16 protein-coding genes and 2 pseudogenes are annotated in these 19749 nt (G+C 60.3%); 10 read left to right on the plus strand and 8 right to left on the minus strand.

Annotated features, from left to right (window positions below):
* Positions 1-6 precede the first annotated feature (6 nt).
* Together VOM14_RS09485 and VOM14_RS09490 are read left to right on the plus strand one after the other, a co-directional pair.
* Complete coding sequence (locus VOM14_RS09485; protein ID WP_327628445.1) at positions 7-237, plus strand: recombinase family protein; 231 nt, start codon at positions 7-9, stop codon at positions 235-237.
* Complete coding sequence (locus VOM14_RS09490; protein WP_327628446.1) at positions 234-428, plus strand: helix-turn-helix domain-containing protein; 195 nt, start codon at positions 234-236, stop codon at positions 426-428. Before VOM14_RS09485 ends, VOM14_RS09490 begins: the two co-directional genes overlap by 4 nt.
* A gap of 189 nt (positions 429-617) precedes the next feature.
* Here the strand turns inward: VOM14_RS09490 and VOM14_RS09495 are convergent.
* Positions 618-1181, minus strand: a pseudogene (locus VOM14_RS09495) (recombinase family protein); the annotation flags it as partial.
* 224 nt (positions 1182-1405) lie between these two features.
* Here VOM14_RS09495 and VOM14_RS09500 point away from each other — a divergent pair.
* From VOM14_RS09500 to VOM14_RS09515, 4 genes are all read left to right on the plus strand, one after another.
* Positions 1406-2317 carry a restriction endonuclease gene (locus tag VOM14_RS09500; RefSeq protein ID WP_327628447.1) on the plus strand — a complete coding sequence of 304 codons (912 nt, stop codon included), beginning with the start codon at positions 1406-1408 and terminating at the stop codon, positions 2315-2317.
* 50 nt (positions 2318-2367) lie between these two features.
* On the plus strand, positions 2368-3033 hold the full coding sequence (locus tag VOM14_RS09505; RefSeq protein ID WP_327628448.1) for a hypothetical protein: 666 nt from the start codon (positions 2368-2370) through the stop codon (positions 3031-3033).
* Positions 3034-3261: 228 nt separating this feature from the next.
* Positions 3262-4284, plus strand: a complete 1023-nt coding sequence (locus tag VOM14_RS09510; RefSeq protein ID WP_327628449.1) for a hypothetical protein — start codon at positions 3262-3264, stop codon at positions 4282-4284.
* 21 nt (positions 4285-4305) lie between these two features.
* On the plus strand, positions 4306-5025 hold the full coding sequence (locus VOM14_RS09515; RefSeq protein WP_327628450.1) for a hypothetical protein: 720 nt from the start codon (positions 4306-4308) through the stop codon (positions 5023-5025).
* A 341-nt stretch (positions 5026-5366) separates the two neighbouring features.
* Here the strand turns inward: VOM14_RS09515 and VOM14_RS09520 are convergent, their stop codons facing one another.
* Entirely contained in the window at positions 5367-5540 is a 174-nt protein-coding gene (locus VOM14_RS09520) for a hypothetical protein (RefSeq protein WP_327628451.1), read from the minus strand.
* A 784-nt stretch (positions 5541-6324) separates the two neighbouring features.
* Between VOM14_RS09520 and VOM14_RS09525 the strand changes: the two genes are divergently transcribed.
* On the plus strand, positions 6325-7065 hold the full coding sequence (locus tag VOM14_RS09525) for a hypothetical protein (protein ID WP_327628452.1): 741 nt from the start codon (positions 6325-6327) through the stop codon (positions 7063-7065).
* Positions 7066-7394: 329 nt separating this feature from the next.
* Here the strand turns inward: VOM14_RS09525 and VOM14_RS09530 are convergent, their stop codons facing one another.
* The 6 genes and pseudogenes from VOM14_RS09530 to VOM14_RS09555 form a co-directional block, all read right to left on the minus strand.
* Entirely contained in the window at positions 7395-9464 is a 2070-nt protein-coding gene (locus VOM14_RS09530; protein WP_327628453.1) for a type ISP restriction/modification enzyme, read from the minus strand.
* Positions 9370-11127 (minus strand): restriction endonuclease, encoded by a 1758-nt coding sequence (locus VOM14_RS09535; protein WP_327628454.1) that lies wholly within the window; start codon positions 11125-11127, stop codon positions 9370-9372. The genes VOM14_RS09530 and VOM14_RS09535 overlap by 95 nt, the downstream gene beginning before the upstream one ends.
* A 130-nt stretch (positions 11128-11257) precedes the next feature.
* Positions 11258-12121: pseudogene (locus tag VOM14_RS09540) on the minus strand (ComEC/Rec2 family competence protein); the annotation flags it as partial.
* A gap of 113 nt (positions 12122-12234) precedes the next feature.
* Entirely contained in the window at positions 12235-13023 is a 789-nt protein-coding gene (locus VOM14_RS09545) for a TatD family hydrolase (protein ID WP_327628455.1), read from the minus strand.
* A 48-nt stretch (positions 13024-13071) separates the two neighbouring features.
* Entirely contained in the window at positions 13072-13815 is a 744-nt protein-coding gene (lolD, locus tag VOM14_RS09550; protein ID WP_327628456.1) for a lipoprotein-releasing ABC transporter ATP-binding protein LolD, read from the minus strand.
* Entirely contained in the window at positions 13808-15061 is a 1254-nt protein-coding gene (locus tag VOM14_RS09555; protein WP_327628457.1) for a lipoprotein-releasing ABC transporter permease subunit, read from the minus strand. The genes lolD and VOM14_RS09555 overlap by 8 nt, the downstream gene beginning before the upstream one ends.
* Positions 15062-15536: 475 nt before the next feature.
* Between VOM14_RS09555 and VOM14_RS09560 the strand changes: the two genes are divergently transcribed.
* The 3 genes from VOM14_RS09560 (at position 15537) to prfB (ending at position 19716) form a co-directional block, all read left to right on the plus strand.
* Positions 15537-16706: a regulator gene (locus VOM14_RS09560; protein ID WP_327628458.1), complete on the plus strand. Its 1170-nt coding sequence runs from the start codon at positions 15537-15539 to the stop codon at positions 16704-16706.
* Between the two features lie 28 nt (positions 16707-16734).
* Positions 16735-18441: a single-stranded-DNA-specific exonuclease RecJ gene (recJ, locus tag VOM14_RS09565; protein WP_327628459.1), complete on the plus strand. Its 1707-nt coding sequence runs from the start codon at positions 16735-16737 to the stop codon at positions 18439-18441.
* Between the two features lie 170 nt (positions 18442-18611).
* Positions 18612-19716 (plus strand): peptide chain release factor 2 gene (gene prfB, locus VOM14_RS09570; protein WP_327628460.1). Its coding sequence is split into 2 segments (ribosomal slippage): positions 18612-18692 and positions 18694-19716, totalling 1104 coding nucleotides; the frame shifts between segments, so codons are not numbered across the junction.
* Positions 19717-19749 lie beyond the last annotated feature (33 nt).

A 19749-nucleotide genomic window follows, 5' to 3' on the forward strand; every position in this document is an offset into this window, starting at 1 on the left:
ACGTTAATGCCGACCGCCTACAGCTACGTCCGCTTCTCCACCCCCGAACAAAGCAAGGGCGACTCGCTCAGACGACAACAGGCCCTGAGCGAAGCGTATGCCCGCGAGAACGGTCTGACGCTGGACACCACGCTGACCTTTCACGACCTTGGAGTGTCAGCGTACGCACCGGCCTATCTCAGGAACGTCTCGGCATCGAAGCCGGGCTTGATCCGATGTCGGCCAGCGCGCGGATGAACCGCTATGAGCAAGGAAACCGCGTACCCGACGCACCGCTGGTCGAGCGAATCGCAGCGGTGTTGGGCGTCCCGGTCGCCTACCTTCATTCAGTCGATGACGACGAAGCCGATCTGCTTCTGAAGTTTCACCGCCTGAATAAGAAGCAACGCGCCAAGGTCATCGCCTTCTTGGACGAAGTGTCGGGTTAGCTGACCGGGATTATGAAACAGCCACCGTTTTCGCGGCTGCCGACGACCGATCCCGCATGATGGTCTGACGGCTGGCCTTCATGCGCCGCGCGACCTACGACGATCTGGCCATTCGATCAAAGCACAGGGCATGCCATCGGGGCCAAGCTGGCCTTGTTCGATTGATTCATCCTCCGCAGCCGAACCGGCGCGGACACGCATGATGGTCTGACGGCTGGTCTTCATGTCACGTGCGATTTGAGCGACAGCGACACCAGCCTTCAGTTGCTCGATGACCGCCGCACGCTGCGCTTCGGAGAGTGCGGACGGACGCCCGAACGTCTTCCCTTCCGACTTCGCCCGACGAAGACCGGCTTGAGTACGCTCGATCAGGAGATCACGCTCGAATTCGGCGACAGCGTTGATAACGCCCATCGTCATCTTTCCGGCAGGACTGGTCAGGTCTACACCGCCAAGGGCAAGGCAGTGAACACGAACCCCGATGGATGCCAGCCGTTCGACCGTGGACCGCACATCGATGGCGTTTCTGCCGAGCCGATCCATTTTTGTGACGATCAAAACGTCGTTGTCTTCAAGACGATCCAGCAGCTTCGCGAAGCCCTTGCGTTCCAGTGCTGGCACTGACCCGGAAACCGTTTCACAGATGACGCGTTGCTTCGTTACTGCAAACCCGGCTGCTTCGATTTCTTGTACTTGATTGTCAGTGGTCTGGTCGGCGGTTGATACCCGGCAGTAAGCGAAGATTCTCGTCATTGGCACCTTGATATGTCCGAAATGGGAGTACGGATGTTAGCATCTGTACGATATGTTTACAAGCTAATTTTCGTACACGCTATGGCGGGGTGTACGTCAGTGCTCGATTTCGGACACCTCCGAAGCACCGAAGACGTGAAATCTTGCGAGTAGTCCGGTAGCATCCAACGCAGACCAATCGAGCAAAGAACAACGCGATGCCAATCCCGGATTACCAGACACTCATGCTGCCCGTCTTGCGTGCTGTCGCCGATGAACAAGAACATCGATTCCGCGATGTCGTCGAGACGCTAGCGGACCAATATCAGCTTACCGACGAAGAACGGAACACGCTTCTCCCTAGTGGCACCGCACCGCTATTCGACAATCGGGTAGGTTGGGCGCGAACTTACTTGAAGCAAGCGGGCGTGGTTGAATCCAGAAAGCGTGGCTACTTCAATATCACTGAACGCGGCAAAGCCCTGCTTGCACAAAATCCCGACCGAATCGATAACCGCACGCTCGATCAATACCCGGAATTCGCGACATTCCGGCAGAAGAAGACCGGTGACGTGCAGGCCACGGTGACGCCGATGGCGCTGACCGGCGTAACCGCGCCTGAAATTGATGAATCAACGCCCGAAGAATCGTTTGCACAGGCATACCAGCGACTACGGACCAATCTCGAAGCCGACTTGCTAGACCAAGTCAAAGCTTCGACAGCCAGCTTTTTCGAACGGCTAGTGATCGATCTGCTGGTTGCTATGGGATACGGCGGTTCTCGTCAAGATGCTGGGAGCGTCATCGGACGGAGCGGCGACGGCGGAATCGACGGCACGATCAAAGAAGACAGGCTCGGGTTGGATGTTATCTACGTGCAAGCTAAGAAATGGGAAGGCACGGTTGGCCGCCCGGAAATACAGAAGTTTGCCGGTGCATTGCAGGGCCAGCGAGCGAACAAGGGTGTTTTCATCACTACATCTACGTTCACGCGCGAAGCGAAGGACTTCGCCAACTCGATCACATCGAAGATCATCCTCGTCGATGGCGATCAACTGGTGCAGTTGATGGTAGATCACAATGTCGGTGTCTCGACGGTAAGCACCTTCCACGTCAAGAAGCTCGATTCCGACTACTTCGAAGGCGACGCCCTGTAGCTATCTTCAGCGACACTGACCGTTTCACCTTTGGCGCTGGATCGAATGACATGTTTACTAACGAGGCACTGATCCGCCTATGCACGCCGACCAACGTCGATGGCCCGTATCTGCGTCCGTTCGTGTGTCGCGGGCCGCTTTCCACAGGCGGCGCGATGATCGTTGGAGTGAATCCGGCCACGCCGATCACCGCCGAGGACGGCATCCAGTTCGATGATTACGCATCCAGCCTGTTGAACATTGAAAACTTTCTACCGATTTACGATGCGGTTCGGACCGCGCGTGGAAAGCCGAGACGCAGCAACACACGAATTGGGCTGGATACGGCTTCGGCATGGTTGACGGCACATGGTTTCTCGCCTGTCGTGGACAGCAACATATCGCCCCGCCCTACAGAGAGTGAGACCGCGTGGGCGAAGCTGTCGAAGACTGACCAGTCGATGTGGGTGTTCGACGAAGTCGTGAAGGCATTCCGCCCATCGCTGGTCCTTCTCCACGGAAAACGGTCATACGAAGTATTCACGGAGCGGTATGCGCCTGAGTTGCGTAGCGGGCAGCCGTTCAACGAACTGGTGAAACAACCGAGACTCGGGACCGTGAATTGGAGGTTCGGTGGAACTGCCGATGCATACGTCTGCAAGCACATCCGCTTCTTCCGGGGCGATGGTGGCGGGAAATACTTCCAGCCGCTTCGGCAAGCACTGCATCAATCGTAGAAAACCAACAAGCCGCTCAGATCGAAGTAGGAAATCCGCGCGCATGGTCCCTACTCGCCGTCGATGGCGCACGACAGTGCGGCAGCAACACCGGCTACCAAAACGACCCGTCGCAGGCGTACCGGTCGCATCCCTGATTGGGTAGTTCGCATGATCCGGTTCGGTTGAGGCTGAAAGATCGCGCTCTCCGAACCGGGACTGCACCGGTTCGCTTACAGCACACCTGTCGTGAACCACCGCATGCTGAACCGATCCGCTATTCTTCTGACAACGCATACGAAAGGCGGGGCCGACATGTCCGGGAATAACGATGAAGAACTGATGCCATCCACAGACGAGTGCACATTGCCGATCCGCCCGAACACCGACAAGCTGCGCGAAACAGTCTTGGGACGGTCGGAACGCGAAGAAACAGAGATCATCGATTACTTCGAGTGGCAGTCGAACAAGGGGCGCGACGACGGCGACTCGATCACGGTGCGCCATTTGGAGAAGATGAAGACCGAAGTCGTCTTCGGGCGAAAGTATGCGGTATGGGATGTCCACGCGACGGATGGGCGATGGTGGATCGTGACGAACCCGACAAACCTGTATTCGCAGACCGAATTCCCGAGTCTCGACTACCTGCTGTCCTTCCACATTGGCCTGATGGCCCGCGTTGCATCGCGCGACGCCCGCAAGGCCGGAACACCCACTCAGGATCGATTCGCCGCAGCATGGCGACGATGGGAACAAGCGGCGTCAGCCATCGACAACGCGTCGGAAGCCGAAGACCTTCAAGCGGTCGGAATGAAGTGCCGCGAATGTCTGTTGACGTTTGTCGCTAGTGCGCCCGAGTACGTCGAACTGCCCGACGGTGCCGCGCTTCCACAGCGCGGGAACTTCAAAGAGTGGGCGGAATTGATCGCGAACTGGTCAGCACCGGGTGAACACTCGAAGTACATTCGCGTGTATCTGAAGCAGTTGTCAGCTTCGGCATGGGGCTTGGTGAACTGGCTTACGCACACGTCCAATGCGGTCACCATCGATGCTGAACTGGCGATGGACGCGACGCATCATGTGCTTGAAGTGTTCTCTGCTGCCGTCGTGAGGAAGGAATCTGCACGGCCCGACCGGTGCCCACGTTGTTCGTCCTATCAACTCGCCAGCTTCTATGCCCCCGAGCTTCAATCGGACCCGCCCTATGTAACGGTATGTCGCGCGTGCGAATGGGAATCGGTCGCCCCACCAGACGCCGTGAAGACCGAATGACGACGCGGGGAAGCACAAACTATGTATCGATACTTCCTTGATGGCATGGTCCATCCCGAACGCGCCCAGATACCGGATCACCGCATCTCGGCGAAATTCTTGCACGCAGCGTCTGGCATCGATGCTAAAGCTGACGTTCGAATCATCCTGAATCAGGTTGCCGTCTGGGTCGAAACCGACGTTGAGTGGAACCCGCTAGACCTAAGAAACGCTGTCAGGTACTTTGTTCAGTTGGAGATGGACATGGTGGGCTACGTTCTGGGCCACACCTACGATGTCGAAATCCGGCGCGCGATTTGCCCGGAGGTTGGCTTCGATCAGGTCTTCGGGATCAACGTGCCGTGTATCACGGAACTACATCGCGGGGTCGATCTCAACACACGAATCGCGGCCATGCGCCCAAAGCTTCAGGGCGAATCTGGGGTTTTCCTTCATCGTTGCTTGCGCGACCTTATCACCGCGATGAAGGAACCGGACGACGTTGCATTCCACTGCTACCGTGCTGTCGAATCGCTGCGGCAGCATTGCATTGCCACTCGATCACTGGACCCGAAAGACAAGGCGACGCAATGGAAGACCCTTCGTGAAATCGCGGGTTGCGACGAATCCGCAACACGGCTACTAGAAAGGGCGGCGCAAGCAACGCGCCACGGAGAACCAGAAGTCGTCCCTGAGGCAGATGCGGTCAAGCTGTTGACAACGGCGTGGACGATTGCTGACGGCTACATCCTCAACTGCTGACACTGCTGCCGGTCGCCCGTCCGGCAGCGGGACCAAGCAGAACCAGTTGAACATCGTGAATCGCGACCGCAGGTCGCGTCGCTACTCGGAACATCAGGGCGGATCAATCGACTCGCCGTGAAGTAGGCATGGACAAGGACTTGACATTTGTGATATAATGCGATCTCAATTTCGACCTACCAGATTTCACTGGTGCGTTAAGTTGACCCGCCTGTAGTCCACGGCTGCAATCACATCCGCAGTCTTCCACGACGCCTTACCCGTCACCTGATCTTCGCGCCACAACCGCGCTTGATCGGATTTCGTGTGTCATCACCGGTCCAGATCAGTCACCAATCAGGTCACTGGTTCGCGATCAGCGACGAGTCGCTGGTTGCGATGACACTGGCCAGCACCAAGGCCGAAGGCCAAAGCGATGAGTGCAAGCGCACCCGGTCATGCACCACGAAGCCGATTAGGTCTGGTCGTGGCTCATCGATGAAGGAAACCAGCGGGGAACACCGGGTCTTGTTCATGACGGCATGTCATATCAGCCAGTTACCGAATTCGACGACCCGAAGGGGCGGCGATTCACCGGGGCCGTAGGCACCGGATTGCATGAAGGGATGTGACAAGCAAGAACCCATCTTGGCCGATGAAGATGGAAGCAGCAAAAAAACAACCCGGTCTTGTTCTTCAGGTCAACGAGTTGTCGAATTCGACGGGACGAAGTCGCGGCGATTCGACTGAGGCCGTAGGCCGAAGTCTGCTGTAGATGAGATGTCGCTGCATGAGGTCCGATCTTGACGGATGAAGGTCAGAGATAAGTAAGAAAACGAATGGCGTCTTCCTTCACCACCTGAACCAGTTATCGAATTCGACGGCACGAAGTGGCGGCGATTCGACCGAGGTCGCAGACCGAGGTAGATGAACACCCATCAGGTCTGGATGTCATTTCAATCTGGTCTTCATCTGGAACAAATCTCACTCGTCCGCTGCGCGTCCGAGTCGTCGCTGGCCTTCGCTGCGCTTCGGCCATCACGAGGAACTGGTTGCGCCAGATCAATAGAACTAGACCAGTCACCGCAGCTAGACGACATCATCGCGCGGTTTTCATCACCGTGCTTAAGTATTACTAAGGAAGTCAGTAAGGCACTGATTAATAAAGATTTTTTATCCAGAAAATTGCGGTATTACCGCAGTTTTCTGCACTAGATTGCTCGGCATTCGGAGCCAAATCCGAGCCGATTCCAATTCCACCACCAACTTACAACGAATAATCCATTGTTAGCGGCGATGATTTCATCGCCCCAAACTCACATGCAGTTTAGCGCCACCGAATTCATTGCATTGGCAGAAGCCGAAGCGACCGCCATTACCAATTTCAACACCCCAAGCGAATCACATCAAGAACAACCCGAATCCAAAAACTCGAAACCGGAACTTGAGCTTTTCTCGTTGAAACACAAGCCGTTCCGTGATTCAGAATTGAAATTCATAGGATGGAACCGCCCGAAAAACGCGCCACCAATCACATGCCCCGAATCATCTCTCTGGGTAGACAAGAAAACGGGTGAACTTTTCACCCAGAAACAAGCTCAGGAACACGGTATCACAGTAGGCCATTCAAAATCATTGGGGATGATTCTAATCCAATCAATCATTCAGTCATGCCCGCCCGGAAAGCGAGATTTCGTTCGCTACATTCTCAGGCTTCGAAACACGCGCGGCGGATTGGCCGTTGATCTAGAAACGGCACTTAATCGGTGGATCGACTACGAGAATCCCACCATGCATTCAACAGATCGAGCACGAAAGCGAAAGGCGCTTGAAAATTTCCTGTATGAGCGCGGCATCTTAGCAAACAATCAAACCTTCACGAAAGACCTACAATTCATCGCAGATTCAACAAGGAAAGACTACTTGGGTGAAACGTTCAAGTTCGTCCGCGCACTTCCATTGACCGGCCAACCTTGTTATGAACGCCATTCCAATTCATTAGGAACGGAAACAACCACTGAAACGGATCAAATCCATTCGAATAACGAAACGCAACAGTAACTCCCCTATCGGCAACGGTCACCATGCAAATACGATTGACGATAGCTGACCAACCACTGTTAAACCAGTATCGGACACGAACGTCACCGTTGCCCTGAACCATTGGACGGATCGTTGCTGCCGACTGTCCGAATCAGAACGCCGAACCAGAACGCCGAACCAGAACGCGCAATGCTACACTCGTGGGCACTACAGTCGAGGACATTGCAGCATTACCGCCATTGGAAGCAGCAATGCAATAGCCCCGAATGTGAGGAATGCATGATTGCAGCCAGCAATGAAACAATGGTCGGCGCTTACGATTGCACTCGCCGACCAATGCAAGCCAATCACACAGTCATCGCATCCGACGTGCCGCTCGCGCCGACCAACAGTCCGACAGTCGGTCCCGGTTGCTGAATGTCCAGACTCGGCAATGACTTCACGATCTTCATGGTTTCGAGACTGACAGTGACGACCCGCTGAAACAGTTCCAGTGGGTAGCGCGGATTGTGCATAGTCTCGATGGCATAGTCGTTCGCGTCGTTGACAATACCGCTATCTTTGTCCACCTTGACGCACTGGCGCTCGACTACCCAATCCAATGCTGGCTTGCCGTTCACAACATACTCATAGGCTTCGAGGGGTATGCCCTTCACCGTGATCTTGTCGTTGTAGATCAACGTCGTAAGGTCCTTGCCTTTGCCGTTCTTGCCGTACTTCATCTTCTCGACACGGTGGTCCGCGTCGGTCAAAAGCAATCCACCGCCTTCGATCTGCAACGGGTACTTCTCGACCGTCTCGTAATTGACATGCAGGTCCGCCAGCTTCCGACCAGCTTTCGAAAACGCCCAGAAGTCAGCAGCAGTCTGCACGCACGGAATACGCGGCAACTCCTTGGACAGATTGTCCGCATAGCGTTCGCGATAGTCGGGCGAATGCAGCAGTCCATAGATGTAGTAAAAGATGTCTTCTTTGCTGATCTGTTCACCCGGATACGCGGACTGGAAGTGCGCCAATCCTGCGTCGGTAATTGCGTCACGGCGCGGCGTTTCCTTATCCACTGACTGACTAAACAGATCAACGGTAGCACTATCAGCCGCGTGGTCAGTCACGTCGTACAGGTAAAGCGGGAAGTATTGCGACCCGACCATATCCGTAGCATGGAGACTTGGCACGCGGTCCGTCACCAAAGTAGAAATGGCGCTGCGGTCGCTTGGGGCCGAAAACCCAATGACAAGATTCTCGGAGTTCGCGTGCGGGAAAATCCGCCGCATCTGTCCAACTCGGTGGTTGAACATGTCATCGTAGTACAGCCACTGCGTGTTAAACGGTCGATACAGACTCTGAACAATACGTGCATCGTCGAATTGCCCTTCCTTCCCGGCGATCAGGGCAGGGATGAGACTGCTTGACCAACTGATTTCAGTGGAATCGGTGCTGATGAATCCCGCGACTTTCGCTTCCCGCTCCTTTCTGCTCAGCCCACCGTGCGCTGACCCAAACCCGCGCACCTGTCCGTTATAAAAACGGATTGTGCGATCCATATTCGCTGCGACAGTGGCCTTCGACGAGTTGTAACACCACGCGTCGCGATTTGTCCCGATACCCAATGAGAAGTTAGCGAACAGCTTGTCTGCACCACCCTTCTTGTCGCCCAATACTACAAAGTCGTTGAAACTTACATCGCGCTGGTTGAGCCAGTCACCGTGGGTATCAGGCGTAATTGGCTGCCAGCCGTCTATTGCTGCTATCCCGGCAATACTTCCGAACGCGCTGATCTTGTCGAGTTTTTCATCCCGACTGAGATAATCACCAATATCGTGAAAATAAATCTGACCACGTGACTTCTCGTTGGGATTTTTCACCAAGACCGAGATAGCTACCGGAGCGCGGCTGCCTATACCAAATACATTATCTTTTTCCCTACGACGCTGTTCGCCAGACGTACGAGCATTACCCCGCAAGTGGAATACATATATGTTAGAAAACTCGTCCGCCAAGCACTTCCGTAGACCATCTGACGAACCTGCTTCCAAGAATCCGGCATTCGTGACAAACCCGATCACTCCGCTGTCGCCGATTCTGTCGCTAGCCCACCGAATCGCTCGAATGTAACTGTCATACAGATTTTTGACCGACGTCATAGCCGACTGCGCGGCGTAGGTTTCGGCGATCCGGTTATCCAAATGCGGATAAGGGACGTTCTGGTTGTTGTCGTTGGCGCTCGCCTGACCCACTGAATAGGGGGGGTTCCCGAAGATGACCCGGATGTCCAGCTTCTTCTGGCGCTTACGGCGGGCGCTGTTGCTTGCCTGCAAGGCATCAACCAAGTCTTCCTTTTCGTAAAGCTGAAAGGTATCGGCGAGACAGATGCCTTCGAACGGCTGATACTTGCCGCCGACAGTCCCGTGATACACGGCTTCGATGTTGATACACGCAATGTAATAGCCATGCCAGCTTCGCTTCCTTCTCACTGGCGTTCATGCCGCCATCAACGTGTTCGGCTTCGCAGTGAAGTCGGGCCACCTGTTCGAACTCTTCCGCCTCTTCAGACTCCTGATACGCCTCGACGACCGCTTGGAACATTCCCGCGATCTGCTTCGAACTGACCTTGTGGGTCTTCGCCCCCTTCGAGACCTCGATGACCTGACAGAAGGCCACCGCACGGCTCATGGGATCGCCGTCGCCAACCAAGTCTTCGGTCAACCCCTGCTTCGATAGGGCCTTCCAGCAGCCGACGATCTTGGCAGCATCGTCCACCTTCAACTGGTTGTTATCGTCCTTCAGCAGGTCTTGCAGACGCCGGTTGACGTGCGTCTCTTCGACCGCCAGCACGATCACCTTGTAATCGACCAGCAACCCGCGCTTCACGGCTTCCGAGAAGGTGATGACGAACAGTTCGTCACCGTACAGTGCCGTGTCGTCCATCGAACAAAGCGCCACGTTGTCCCGTTCAGCCGTGGCCTTGGCTGAATCCCCGTAGATACGCGGCGTCGCCGTCATGTACAGGCGCTTCGCGGCGCGGATGTAGTCGGCATCGTGGACCCGAACGAAGGTGCTTTCGTCATCGTCGCCGAAGGTCGCGCCGGTTGTGCGGTGCGCTTCGTCGCAGACGATCAAGTCGAAGTCCGCCAGTCCGAAGTCCTTCTGCGCGCGGCTGATTACATCGAGGGAGTGATAGGTGCTGAAAACGACGCTCATGTGCGATGCGTCGTGCCGCTTCGCCACTTCTTCCGCTAGTCGTGCCGAATTCGTGGTCGCCGGATAGCGCAGTTCATGGACGAAGGTTTGCACCATGTCGTCTTCTTTCTTGCGCTTCTTGCCAACGTCGCTATCCGAGCACACAGCGAAGCTATGAAGCGGCGTTTCACTCTCTTGTGTCCATTCTGTAAGGGTCTGGGAAAGCAGTGAAAGGCTCGGTACAAGGAACAGAACCCGCTTTCCAGCACCGCCCATCGTTTCGGCGATCTTCAGCGCGGTCATCGTTTTGCCCGTACCACAGGCCATTATCAGCTTGCCACGGTCAGCGTCCGCCAGACCATGAACCACCGCGTTCAGTGCGTTGGTCTGGTGGGGGCGCAGTTGCTTCTTCGCCTTGATGACCGGTGCGGCCTTGGGTTGGTACTTCGACCAATCGATCTGGCTCTCTTCAAGGGCGGTCAGATCGATCTTGCTGACGGGCGGCTGCTGATCCAGCAGGGCATCCTCGGCGTGTTCGCTCCAATGATCCGTCGTAGCGACGATGATCCGCCGCGAGAAAGGCTTCTTGCCCGATGCCGTGAAGAAGCTGTCGATGTCGCCTTTCTGGACCTTATAGTCCGGGGCATACAGCTTGCACTGGATCGCATGGATTTCATCCGTGCCACGCGTCTTCGCTACAAGATCGATACCGGTGTCCCGCTTGTCCAGCCCTTGCAGATCAGCCCATTCCGCATAGGTCCACACGTCGCTGTACCGGTCACGATAGTCGGCTTCGTTCCGCAAATAGGTGACGATCAACTCTTCGAAGTACGTTCCCTTCTCCCGTTCCGTAACGGCGGCATGGCGGAATGTATCGAGTAGTTTTTCGAGAGCGGTCATGTGTGCTTGTTGCTTGCGGTTATGGCGTTTCAGCCACGAAGCCGACATTATGCCTTTCGGTCAATCGGTTCACACCTACCGGAATGAGTCGGACGAGCATGGGCCGAAATATGTGTGTTCTTCACCACATTATCGCCACCAGATGACTCGTGCCGGTGGCGCGCATCAGTTGCCAGTCGGCGGCGCTCACTTCGTCCTGCGCGCCGATCGCCAGCGCGACGACGATGCCGCGATGCGGCGCGCTCGCCAGCACCGCGTCGATCCGCGTGCGCAGCGCGGCGCGCCAGCGATCCACGGTCACGCCGAGACCGTGCGCTCTTTCTCGCAGCCGCCCGCCTTGCGTCGCCGTGCTCACATAACCGGTGGCTCGCACATTGCGCGCGAGCAAGGCGGCTTCCGCGTCGCGCACGCCGAAATTCGCATTGCCGTGCGGCCGCTTCAGACGCACACGCAAACGCCAGCGATCGCCAGGTTCGAGCGGCGGCGGCGCTTCGTCGGCGCTCCATGACAGTTGGATCACGCGCGGAAAGTTGACCGGCCCGCGCGCGTCCGGCTCGACGCCTGGCGCGTGAACGGACTCCACATTGAAAAGAAAACGCGCGCCGTTGTCCTCGCGTGCAGGCAGGCCTTGGATGCTGCCGGTGACCTCGACGTCACGGCCTTCCCACTCGAGCGGCAGGCTCGTCGCGAGCCGCATGTCGGCGCGCCACGCGGCAAAGACGAAGCCGGCGCACAGGGCCGCGCACCAGAGCGCGCCCCAGCCCGCGAATGAACGCAAGCGTCGAGGCGTCCAATGAGAATGCGCCCTGTCGTTTTCATGCGCCGCGTGACAGCCGCTCTCAATAGAAGAACGGTCGCGCAACAGCCAGATCGCCACAGCCAACGCCGCCAAACCCAGCGACATCACCGCACACCCCGCGCCCAAGCCCAGCAGCGCCGCCTGCTGCTGCAGCCAGATCACGCCCAATGCAAATCCACACCACCATGTCCGCATCCGCCCTCCACCCGCCGCGCGCGAGACGAAGCGACGCACGGCGCGCAAGGCGTCAGCAGGCCGCCGGACGTGGATCTCGCCCGGCGCGAACCACTGAAAATCAATCAGTTTGATTATGCAGAAGAAAGAGCGAGCCGCGGCAGCGCGGCGAGCGCATTGGCCGTTGTGCGTAGGGCGGCTTCGTCGACGGCGAGGCCGCGCAGTTGCGCGAGGCCCGCGCCGATGCCGGGAATCTGCTCGGGCGAGTTGCGCTGCCTGTAAATCCAGGCGGGCGGAATGTCCGGCGCGTCGGTCTCGACGACGAGCGCGTCGAGCGGCAGTTGCTCCGCGAGCCGGCGAATCTGCCGCGCGCGCTCGAAGGTCAGATTGCCGCCGAAGCCGAGATGCATGCCCTGATCGATGAAAGCCTGCGCCTGCTGGAAACTGCCATTGAATGCGTGCGCGATGCCGCGATGAATCTGATGCCGGCGCAGCCCCTTGATCACCTGATCCTGCGACTTGCGCACATGGCAGATCACCGCCAGATCGAACTCGCGCGCGATTTCCAGCTGGCCGTTGTAGATGAATTGCTGCTGCGCGTCGTCGAGTCCGTCGACGAAATAATCCAGCCCGATTTCGCCGATGCCGATAAAACGCGGATCGTCAAGACTCGCCTGAATTTCCCTGCGCAGCAGTTCAAGATCGTGTTCCTGCGCGGACGGCGTGAAGAGCGGATGAATGCCGAGCGCGTAGGCGCCGCCCTCGAAGCTGTGCGCCAGCTCGCGCACCGCCGCGAAGTTCTGGCGGCCGATCGCGGGGATCACGATACGCTCCACACCCGCGCTCCTTGCGGCTGCCGCGACATGCTGACGGTCGGCGTCGAATTCGGAAGCGTCGAGATGGCAATGCGTGTCGATCCACATGACTTTCCTCGCGAGGAGATTAGCTTCGGCTCGTCGCGCCGCGCGCCGTCACACCGGCACGGGCGGCTCTTCGTGCAGAACGCCTTCGCGTAGCCGCATGATGCGGTCGCACCGCCCCGCCAGTTCCGGGTCGTGCGTGACGATCACGAAGCTCGTTTCGAGCGTGCGGGACAATTCGAGCATCAGGTTGAAGACCGTGTCGGCGGTGCCGCCGTCGAGATTTCCGGTCGGTTCGTCGGCGAGAACACAGGCCGGCTTGGTGACCAGGGCGCGCGCAATCGCGACACGCTGACGCTCGCCGCCCGACAGCTCGCCCGGCCGATGTTTCGCGCGATGCGCCATGCCGACGCGCTCCAGCACGTCGAGCGCTTCGCGGCGCGCGGCTTCGGTCGTCATGCGGCGAATCCGCAGCGGCATCGCGACGTTATCGAGCGCCGAAAACTCCGGCAGCAGATGATGGAACTGGTACACGAAACCCAGCGCGCGATTGCGCAAGTCGTTGCGCTCGCGTTCCGAAAGCTGCGTGAACGGCTTGCCCATGACCGAGACGTGGCCGGCGCTCGGATCGTCGAGACCGCCGAGCACGTGCAAAAGCGTGCTCTTGCCCGAACCGGACGCGCCGACGATCGCGAGTTTCTCGCCGCGCCGCACGCTCAATTCGGTGTTGTTCAGCACCGCCACGTTCAGTCCGCCCTGCACGAACGACTTGGAGATGCCGGTCGCTTCCAGCACGAAGGGATGCGGCATCATTTCCTGAGCGGCCATGGATAGATTTGCGGAGCGGTCATTCATAGCGCAGCGCCTCCGCCGGACGGACGCGGGCGCCGCGCCAGCTCGGGTAAAGCGTCGCGACGGCCGACATGAGGAACGCGATGACGCCGATTCGCGCGACATCGGCGGGAATCAGTTCGGACGGCAATTCGCTGATGAAATACACCGAAGGCGGCAGAAACTGCACGCCGAACGCATGCTCGATCATCGGCACGAGCCACGGGATGCTCCACGCGATCAGGCAGCCGAGCGCGACGCCGGTCGCCGTGCCGATAAATCCGATCGTCACGCCTTGCACGACGAAAATCTTCATGATTGAACCGGGCTGCGCGCCGAGCGTGCGGAGAATCGCGATGTCGGCCTGTTTGTTGGTCACCGTCATGACCAGCGACGACACCAGATTGAACGCCGCCACCGCGATGATCAGCGTGAGGATGATGAACATCATGCGTTTTTCGATCTGCACGGCCGAGAACCAGGTTTTGTTCTGCTGCGTCCAGTCGCGGATATACAGATCGCCGGAGAGACTGCGCGCGAGTTGATGCGCGACTTCGGGCGCGCGCTGCATGTCGGTCACGCGCAGCCGCACGCCGGTCGGCGCGGGCAGCCGGAAGAGCGCCTGCGCGTCCTTGATGTTGATGAGCGCGAGCGTGCTGTCGTACTCGTAATGCCCCGACTCGAAGATGCCCACCACCGTGAACTGCTTCAGGCGCGGCAGCATGCCGGCCGGCGTGATGGTGCCTTCGGGCGCGACGAGCGTGATCTTGTCGTTGACCGCGACGCCGAGGTTGGTCGCGAGGTCGGCGCCTAGCACGATGCCGAAGTCACCCGGCACGAGGTCGGTCAGCTTGCCGCCCTTCATTTCCTTGCCGATGTCGGACACCTGCGGCTCGAGGCTCGGCTCCACGCCGCGCAGCGCCACACCGCTCACGGCGTCCTGGCGCGTGAGCAGCGCCTGCGCTTCGACATAGGGCGCCGCGCCGATCACTTCCTTGTTCTGTCGCGCTTCCTGCGCGGTGAGCTGCCAGTTGGGCATCGAGCCGGTCGGCGAAAAGATTTCGACGTGCGCGAGCACGGACAGCATCCGATCGCGCACCTCTTTCTGGAAGCCGTTCATGACCGACAGCACGACGATCAGCGCCGCGACGCCGAGCGCGATGCCCGACATCGAAACCAGCGCGATGAACGAGATGAAGCCGTTGCCGGTCGTGCGTTTGCCGGCGCGTGTGTAGCGCCAGCCGATCTGCCATTCGTAGGGAAATTTCAAGCGAGTCCTTTTCTGCGTTCTTCGGCCACTCGGACCGGCGTGCCGCGCCGTTGGGTTCGGCGCCGGGTGCGGCGCCGGGTTCGCGATTCGGCCACGCGTGCGGCCCGAGTGTCCTGATCATTGGTGTCGCGGCGATCCGGATGGTTCCGGTCCGGGGTCAGGGCGAACTTCCTGACCGCGATCCACCCCGCTTTGCCGATGCCGCCACCGTCAACCAAGCGCGAAGTGTGCCATACAATGCCGCGCCGCCGCCGAATGGGCGGGTGTGCGGGGCGGTTGATCGTCGGCGGCTGGCCGGTTGCGGCCAGCTTGCGGCCTGGTTGGTCGCCAATTGCTCGCCGATTGTGGCTCGGTTGCTCGGCGGTTGCTCGGCGGCGGCTGGGCAGTTTCTGGCCCGCGAACGCGTCCGGCAACGGTCCCGCCGCGCCGCGATCCGCGCCGATCCGGGCGAAACCGCGCCGCGCTTTGCCCTACAATGCGCAGCATCATGCACGCCCACCGACTTCATCTTCTGCTTCCGTTCGCGCTGCCCGCCGCAGCCGATGCCTCCACCGCCTTGCACGATATCCGCAGTCCCGCGCTCGACCGGCTGGTCGCGCGCGGCACGCTGGTGGAGCGTGTGATCGGCGAAGATTTTCAGCGCACACTGCCGCACGAGCGCTGGATCGCGCGGCAGTTCGGCGCGCTCCCGAGCGCGGCGAGCGACACGATCCGCGCGCCTCGCACCGCGGCCGCGGATGAAGCGCCGCTCGCGCCCTACATGCTGCGCGCCGACGGCGGCGAACCCGGCGACGCCACGTGGGCCTGCGTTCAGCCGGTGCACGTGCGCATCGCGCATGACCATCTGGTGCTGATCGATCCGGCATCGCTCGAACTCTCCGACCAGGAAGCGGCCGCGCTGCTCGCGGTGGCGCGGCCGCTGATCGAGGAACTCGGCGTGCGCATCGAGGCGCCGAAACCCGCGCGCTGGTATCTGTCGGGCGAAGGCTTCGGCACGCTCGCGGGCGCGTCGCCGTTGCGCGCGAGCGGACGCAACATCGAAATCTGGCTGCCGCACGAAGCGCATTCCGGCGAGCGCTCGCGAGCGTGGATGAAACTCCAGAACGAAGTGCAGATGGCCTGGTTCGAGCATCCCGTGAACGAAGCGCGCGAGTCGCGCGGCCTGCCGGCCGTCAATTCGATCTGGTTTCACGCGCAGGGCGCAGCGCGGCCGGTGCGCAGTCCGTTTGCCCGCGTGTTCTCGGACGCCGCCGCGACACGCGGCCTCGCGATCTCGGCGGGCGTTCAAACCGCCGCGCCGCCTGCGTCGTTCGGCGCGCTGGCCGCGTCGTTCGGCGCGCTGGCCGCGCTGGCGGGCGCTCGGCGGACGTCGGCAAACGCCGCGTCGAACGACACCGCGCTCGTCGAGCTCGATCCGTTTTCCGCGCCCTACATCGAACAGGACTGGGCGCGCTGGAACGCCGCTTTCGCCGCGCTGCAAGGCGACTGGTTCGAACCGGCGCTCGACGCGCTGGAATCCGGCGCGCTCGGCGAACTCGGCCTGACCCTGTGCGGCGATACCGGCTCGGTCACGCTCACCATCACGCGCGGCGATTTGCGCAAATTCTGGCGGCGGCGCGTGCTCGCGTCGCTCTTCATCGAATGATGTGTACCAAGATCCACGGCCTTTCCGAATGACCCGAATCGTTACGCGCGCGTGTTCCCCCGCCGACGCCGAAGTCCTCGTCCGCCACGGCCTGCATCCTGTGCTCGCGCGCCTGTATGCGGCGCGCGGCGTGTGTCTGCCCGACGAAATCGAAACCGGCCTCGCGCGCCTCGTGCCGCCCGCCGCGCTGAAAGGCTGCGACGGCGCCGCCGCGCTGCTCGCCGACGCGATCCAGCACAAGCGCCGCATGCTGGTGGTCGCCGACTACGACTGCGACGGCGCCACCGCCTGCGCGGTCGCGGTGCGCGGGCTGCGCATGTTCGGCGCCCGGATCGACTACCTGGTGCCGAACCGCTTCGAATACGGTTACGGCCTCACGCCGGAAATCGTCGCGCTCGCCGCGCGCAGCGCCTCGGGCAAGCCGGAACTGCTGATCACCGTCGATAACGGCATCGCGAGCGTGGACGGCGTGGAAGCGGCCAACGCGCTCGGCATCGACGTGCTCGTCACCGATCACCACTTGCCCGGCGACGAATTGCCCGCCGCGCGCGCGATCGTCAATCCGAATCAGCCGGGCTGCGAGTTTCCGAGCAAGTGCATCGCGGGCGTGGGCGTGATGTTCTACGTGCTGCTCGCGCTGCGCGCGGAGTTGCGCCGCCGCTGCGCGTTCGGCGACGCCTTTCCCGAACCGCGTCTGGACGGCCTGCTCGATCTGGTCGCGCTCGGCACCGTCGCGGACGTCGTGAAGCTCGACGGCAACAACCGCGTACTGGTCGCGCAAGGCTTGCAGCGCATCCGCAAAGGCAAGATGCAGCCTGGCATCGCCGCCCTCTTTCGCGCTGCCGCGCGCGACGCCCGCAACGCGTCCGGCTTCGACCTCGGCTTCGCGCTCGGGCCGCGGCTGAACGCGGCGGGACGGCTGTCGGACATGTCGCTCGGCATCGAGTGCCTGACCACCGACGACGTCGGCCGCGCATGGGAACTCGCGCAGCAACTCGACACCATGAACCGCGAGCGCCGCGAAATCGAAGCGGGCATGCAGCAACAGGCGCTTGACGGCCTTTCCGCGGTCGACCCCCACGGCGCAACCACCATCACGCTGTTCAATCCGGCCTGGCATCAGGGCGTGATCGGCATCGTCGCGGGACGGCTTAAGGAAAAATTCCACCGGCCTTCGTTCACGTTCGCGCTCGCCGACGACGGCGGCCAGCTCGTCAAAGGCTCGGGACGGTCGATTGCGGGCTTTCATCTGCGCGACGCGCTCGATCTGATCTCGAAGCGCGAGCCCGGCCTCATCGTCAAATTCGGCGGACACGCAATGGCCGCGGGCCTCACGCTCGCCACCGCCGACGTGCCGCGCTTCACGGCGGCCTTCGAAGCGGTCGGCCGCGCGTGGCTCACCGACGACGCGCTGTCGCGCACCGTCGAAACCGACGGCGAACTCGAAGACGCGTACTTCACGCCGCAATTCGTCGAAATGCTCGACGCCGCCGTCTGGGGCCAGGGTTTTCCGGCGCCGGTTTTCTCGGGCGAATTCGAAGTGGCATCGCAGGCGCTCGTGAAGGACAAGCACCTGAAGCTGCAACTCCTGCGCGGCCGCCAGCGCTTCAACGCGATCTGGTTCAATCACACCGACACGCTGCCCGCGCGCACCACGGTCGCTTACCGGCTCGCGAGCGACACATGGAACGGCGTCTCGCGCGTGCAGCTGATCGTCGAGCACGCGGCGGGCTAGCGCCCGCGCGAGCTTGCGTGCGGCGCGCGCGAACCGCGTGCGAACTCGCCGCAGCGGCGAAAAACTCCGCAAAATCAATCCCAAACCCGCGCCGGATCGCTGAAGAGGCGTCGGCGCGGCACGCCGATCGGCTATAATTTCCCCTTTTTACGAAGCTATAAAAGATCGACATGGAAGCGGAACGTCTCAACGCGATCGAAGCCTCTCTGGCGGACCTGCGCACGCGCGCGGCCGACCTACGGGGGTATCTTTGACTACGACGACAAATCACTGCGTCTGATCGAAGTCAACCGGGAACTCGAAGACCCGAACGTCTGGAACGACTCGAAACACGCCCAGGCGCTTGGCCGGGAAAAGAAGCTGCTCGACGACACGGTCGGCAAACTCACGTCGCTCGGCAACGACTTGCGTGACGCGCAAGACCTGTTCGAGATGGCGCGCGAAGAAGGCGATGACGAAACGCTGATCGCCTGCGAAACCGACGCGCAAGGGCTGGAGCAGCGCGTCGCCGACATGGAATTTCGCCGCATGTTCGCCAATCCGGCCGACCCGAACAACGCGTTCCTGGACATCCAGGCGGGCGCGGGCGGCACCGAGGCGTGCGACTGGGCGTCCATGCTGCTGCGCCAATATCTGCGCTACTGCGAACGCAAGGGCTTCAAGACCGAAGTGCTCGAACAGACCGACGGCGACGTCGCGGGCATCAAGAACGCCACGATCAAGATCGAGGGCGAATACGCGTACGGTTTCCTGCGCACCGAAACGGGCGTGCACCGGCTCGTGCGCAAGTCGCCGTTCGATTCGTCGGGCGGCCGCCATACGTCGTTCTCGTCGGTGTTCGTGTATCCGGAAATCGACGATTCGATCGAAGTGGACATCAATCCGGCCGATCTGCGTATCGACACGTACCGCGCATCCGGCGCGGGCGGTCAGCACATCAACAAGACCGACTCCGCCGTGCGTATCACGCACATGCCGTCGGGCATCGTCGTGCAGTGCCAGAACGACCGCTCGCAGCACCGCAACCGCGCCGAAGCCATGGCCATGCTGAAATCGCGTCTGTACGAAGCGGAAATCCGCAAGCGTCAGGAAGAGCAGGACAAGCTCGAAGCCGGCAAGACCGATGTGGGCTGGGGTCATCAGATCCGCTCGTACGTGCTGGACAACAGCCGCATCAAGGATCTGCGCACCAACGTCGAAATCAGCAATACGAAGAGCGTGCTCGACGGCGATCTCGATCCGTTTATCAGCGCGAGCCTGAAGCAAGGCGTCTAAGCGACCATCGGCGCGGCAAGCAAAGCCGCGCCG

It is taken from the genome of Paraburkholderia sp. MPAMCS5 (genome assembly GCF_036016995.1).
In the GTDB taxonomy this organism is placed as follows: Bacteria; Pseudomonadota; Gammaproteobacteria; order Burkholderiales; family Burkholderiaceae; genus Paraburkholderia.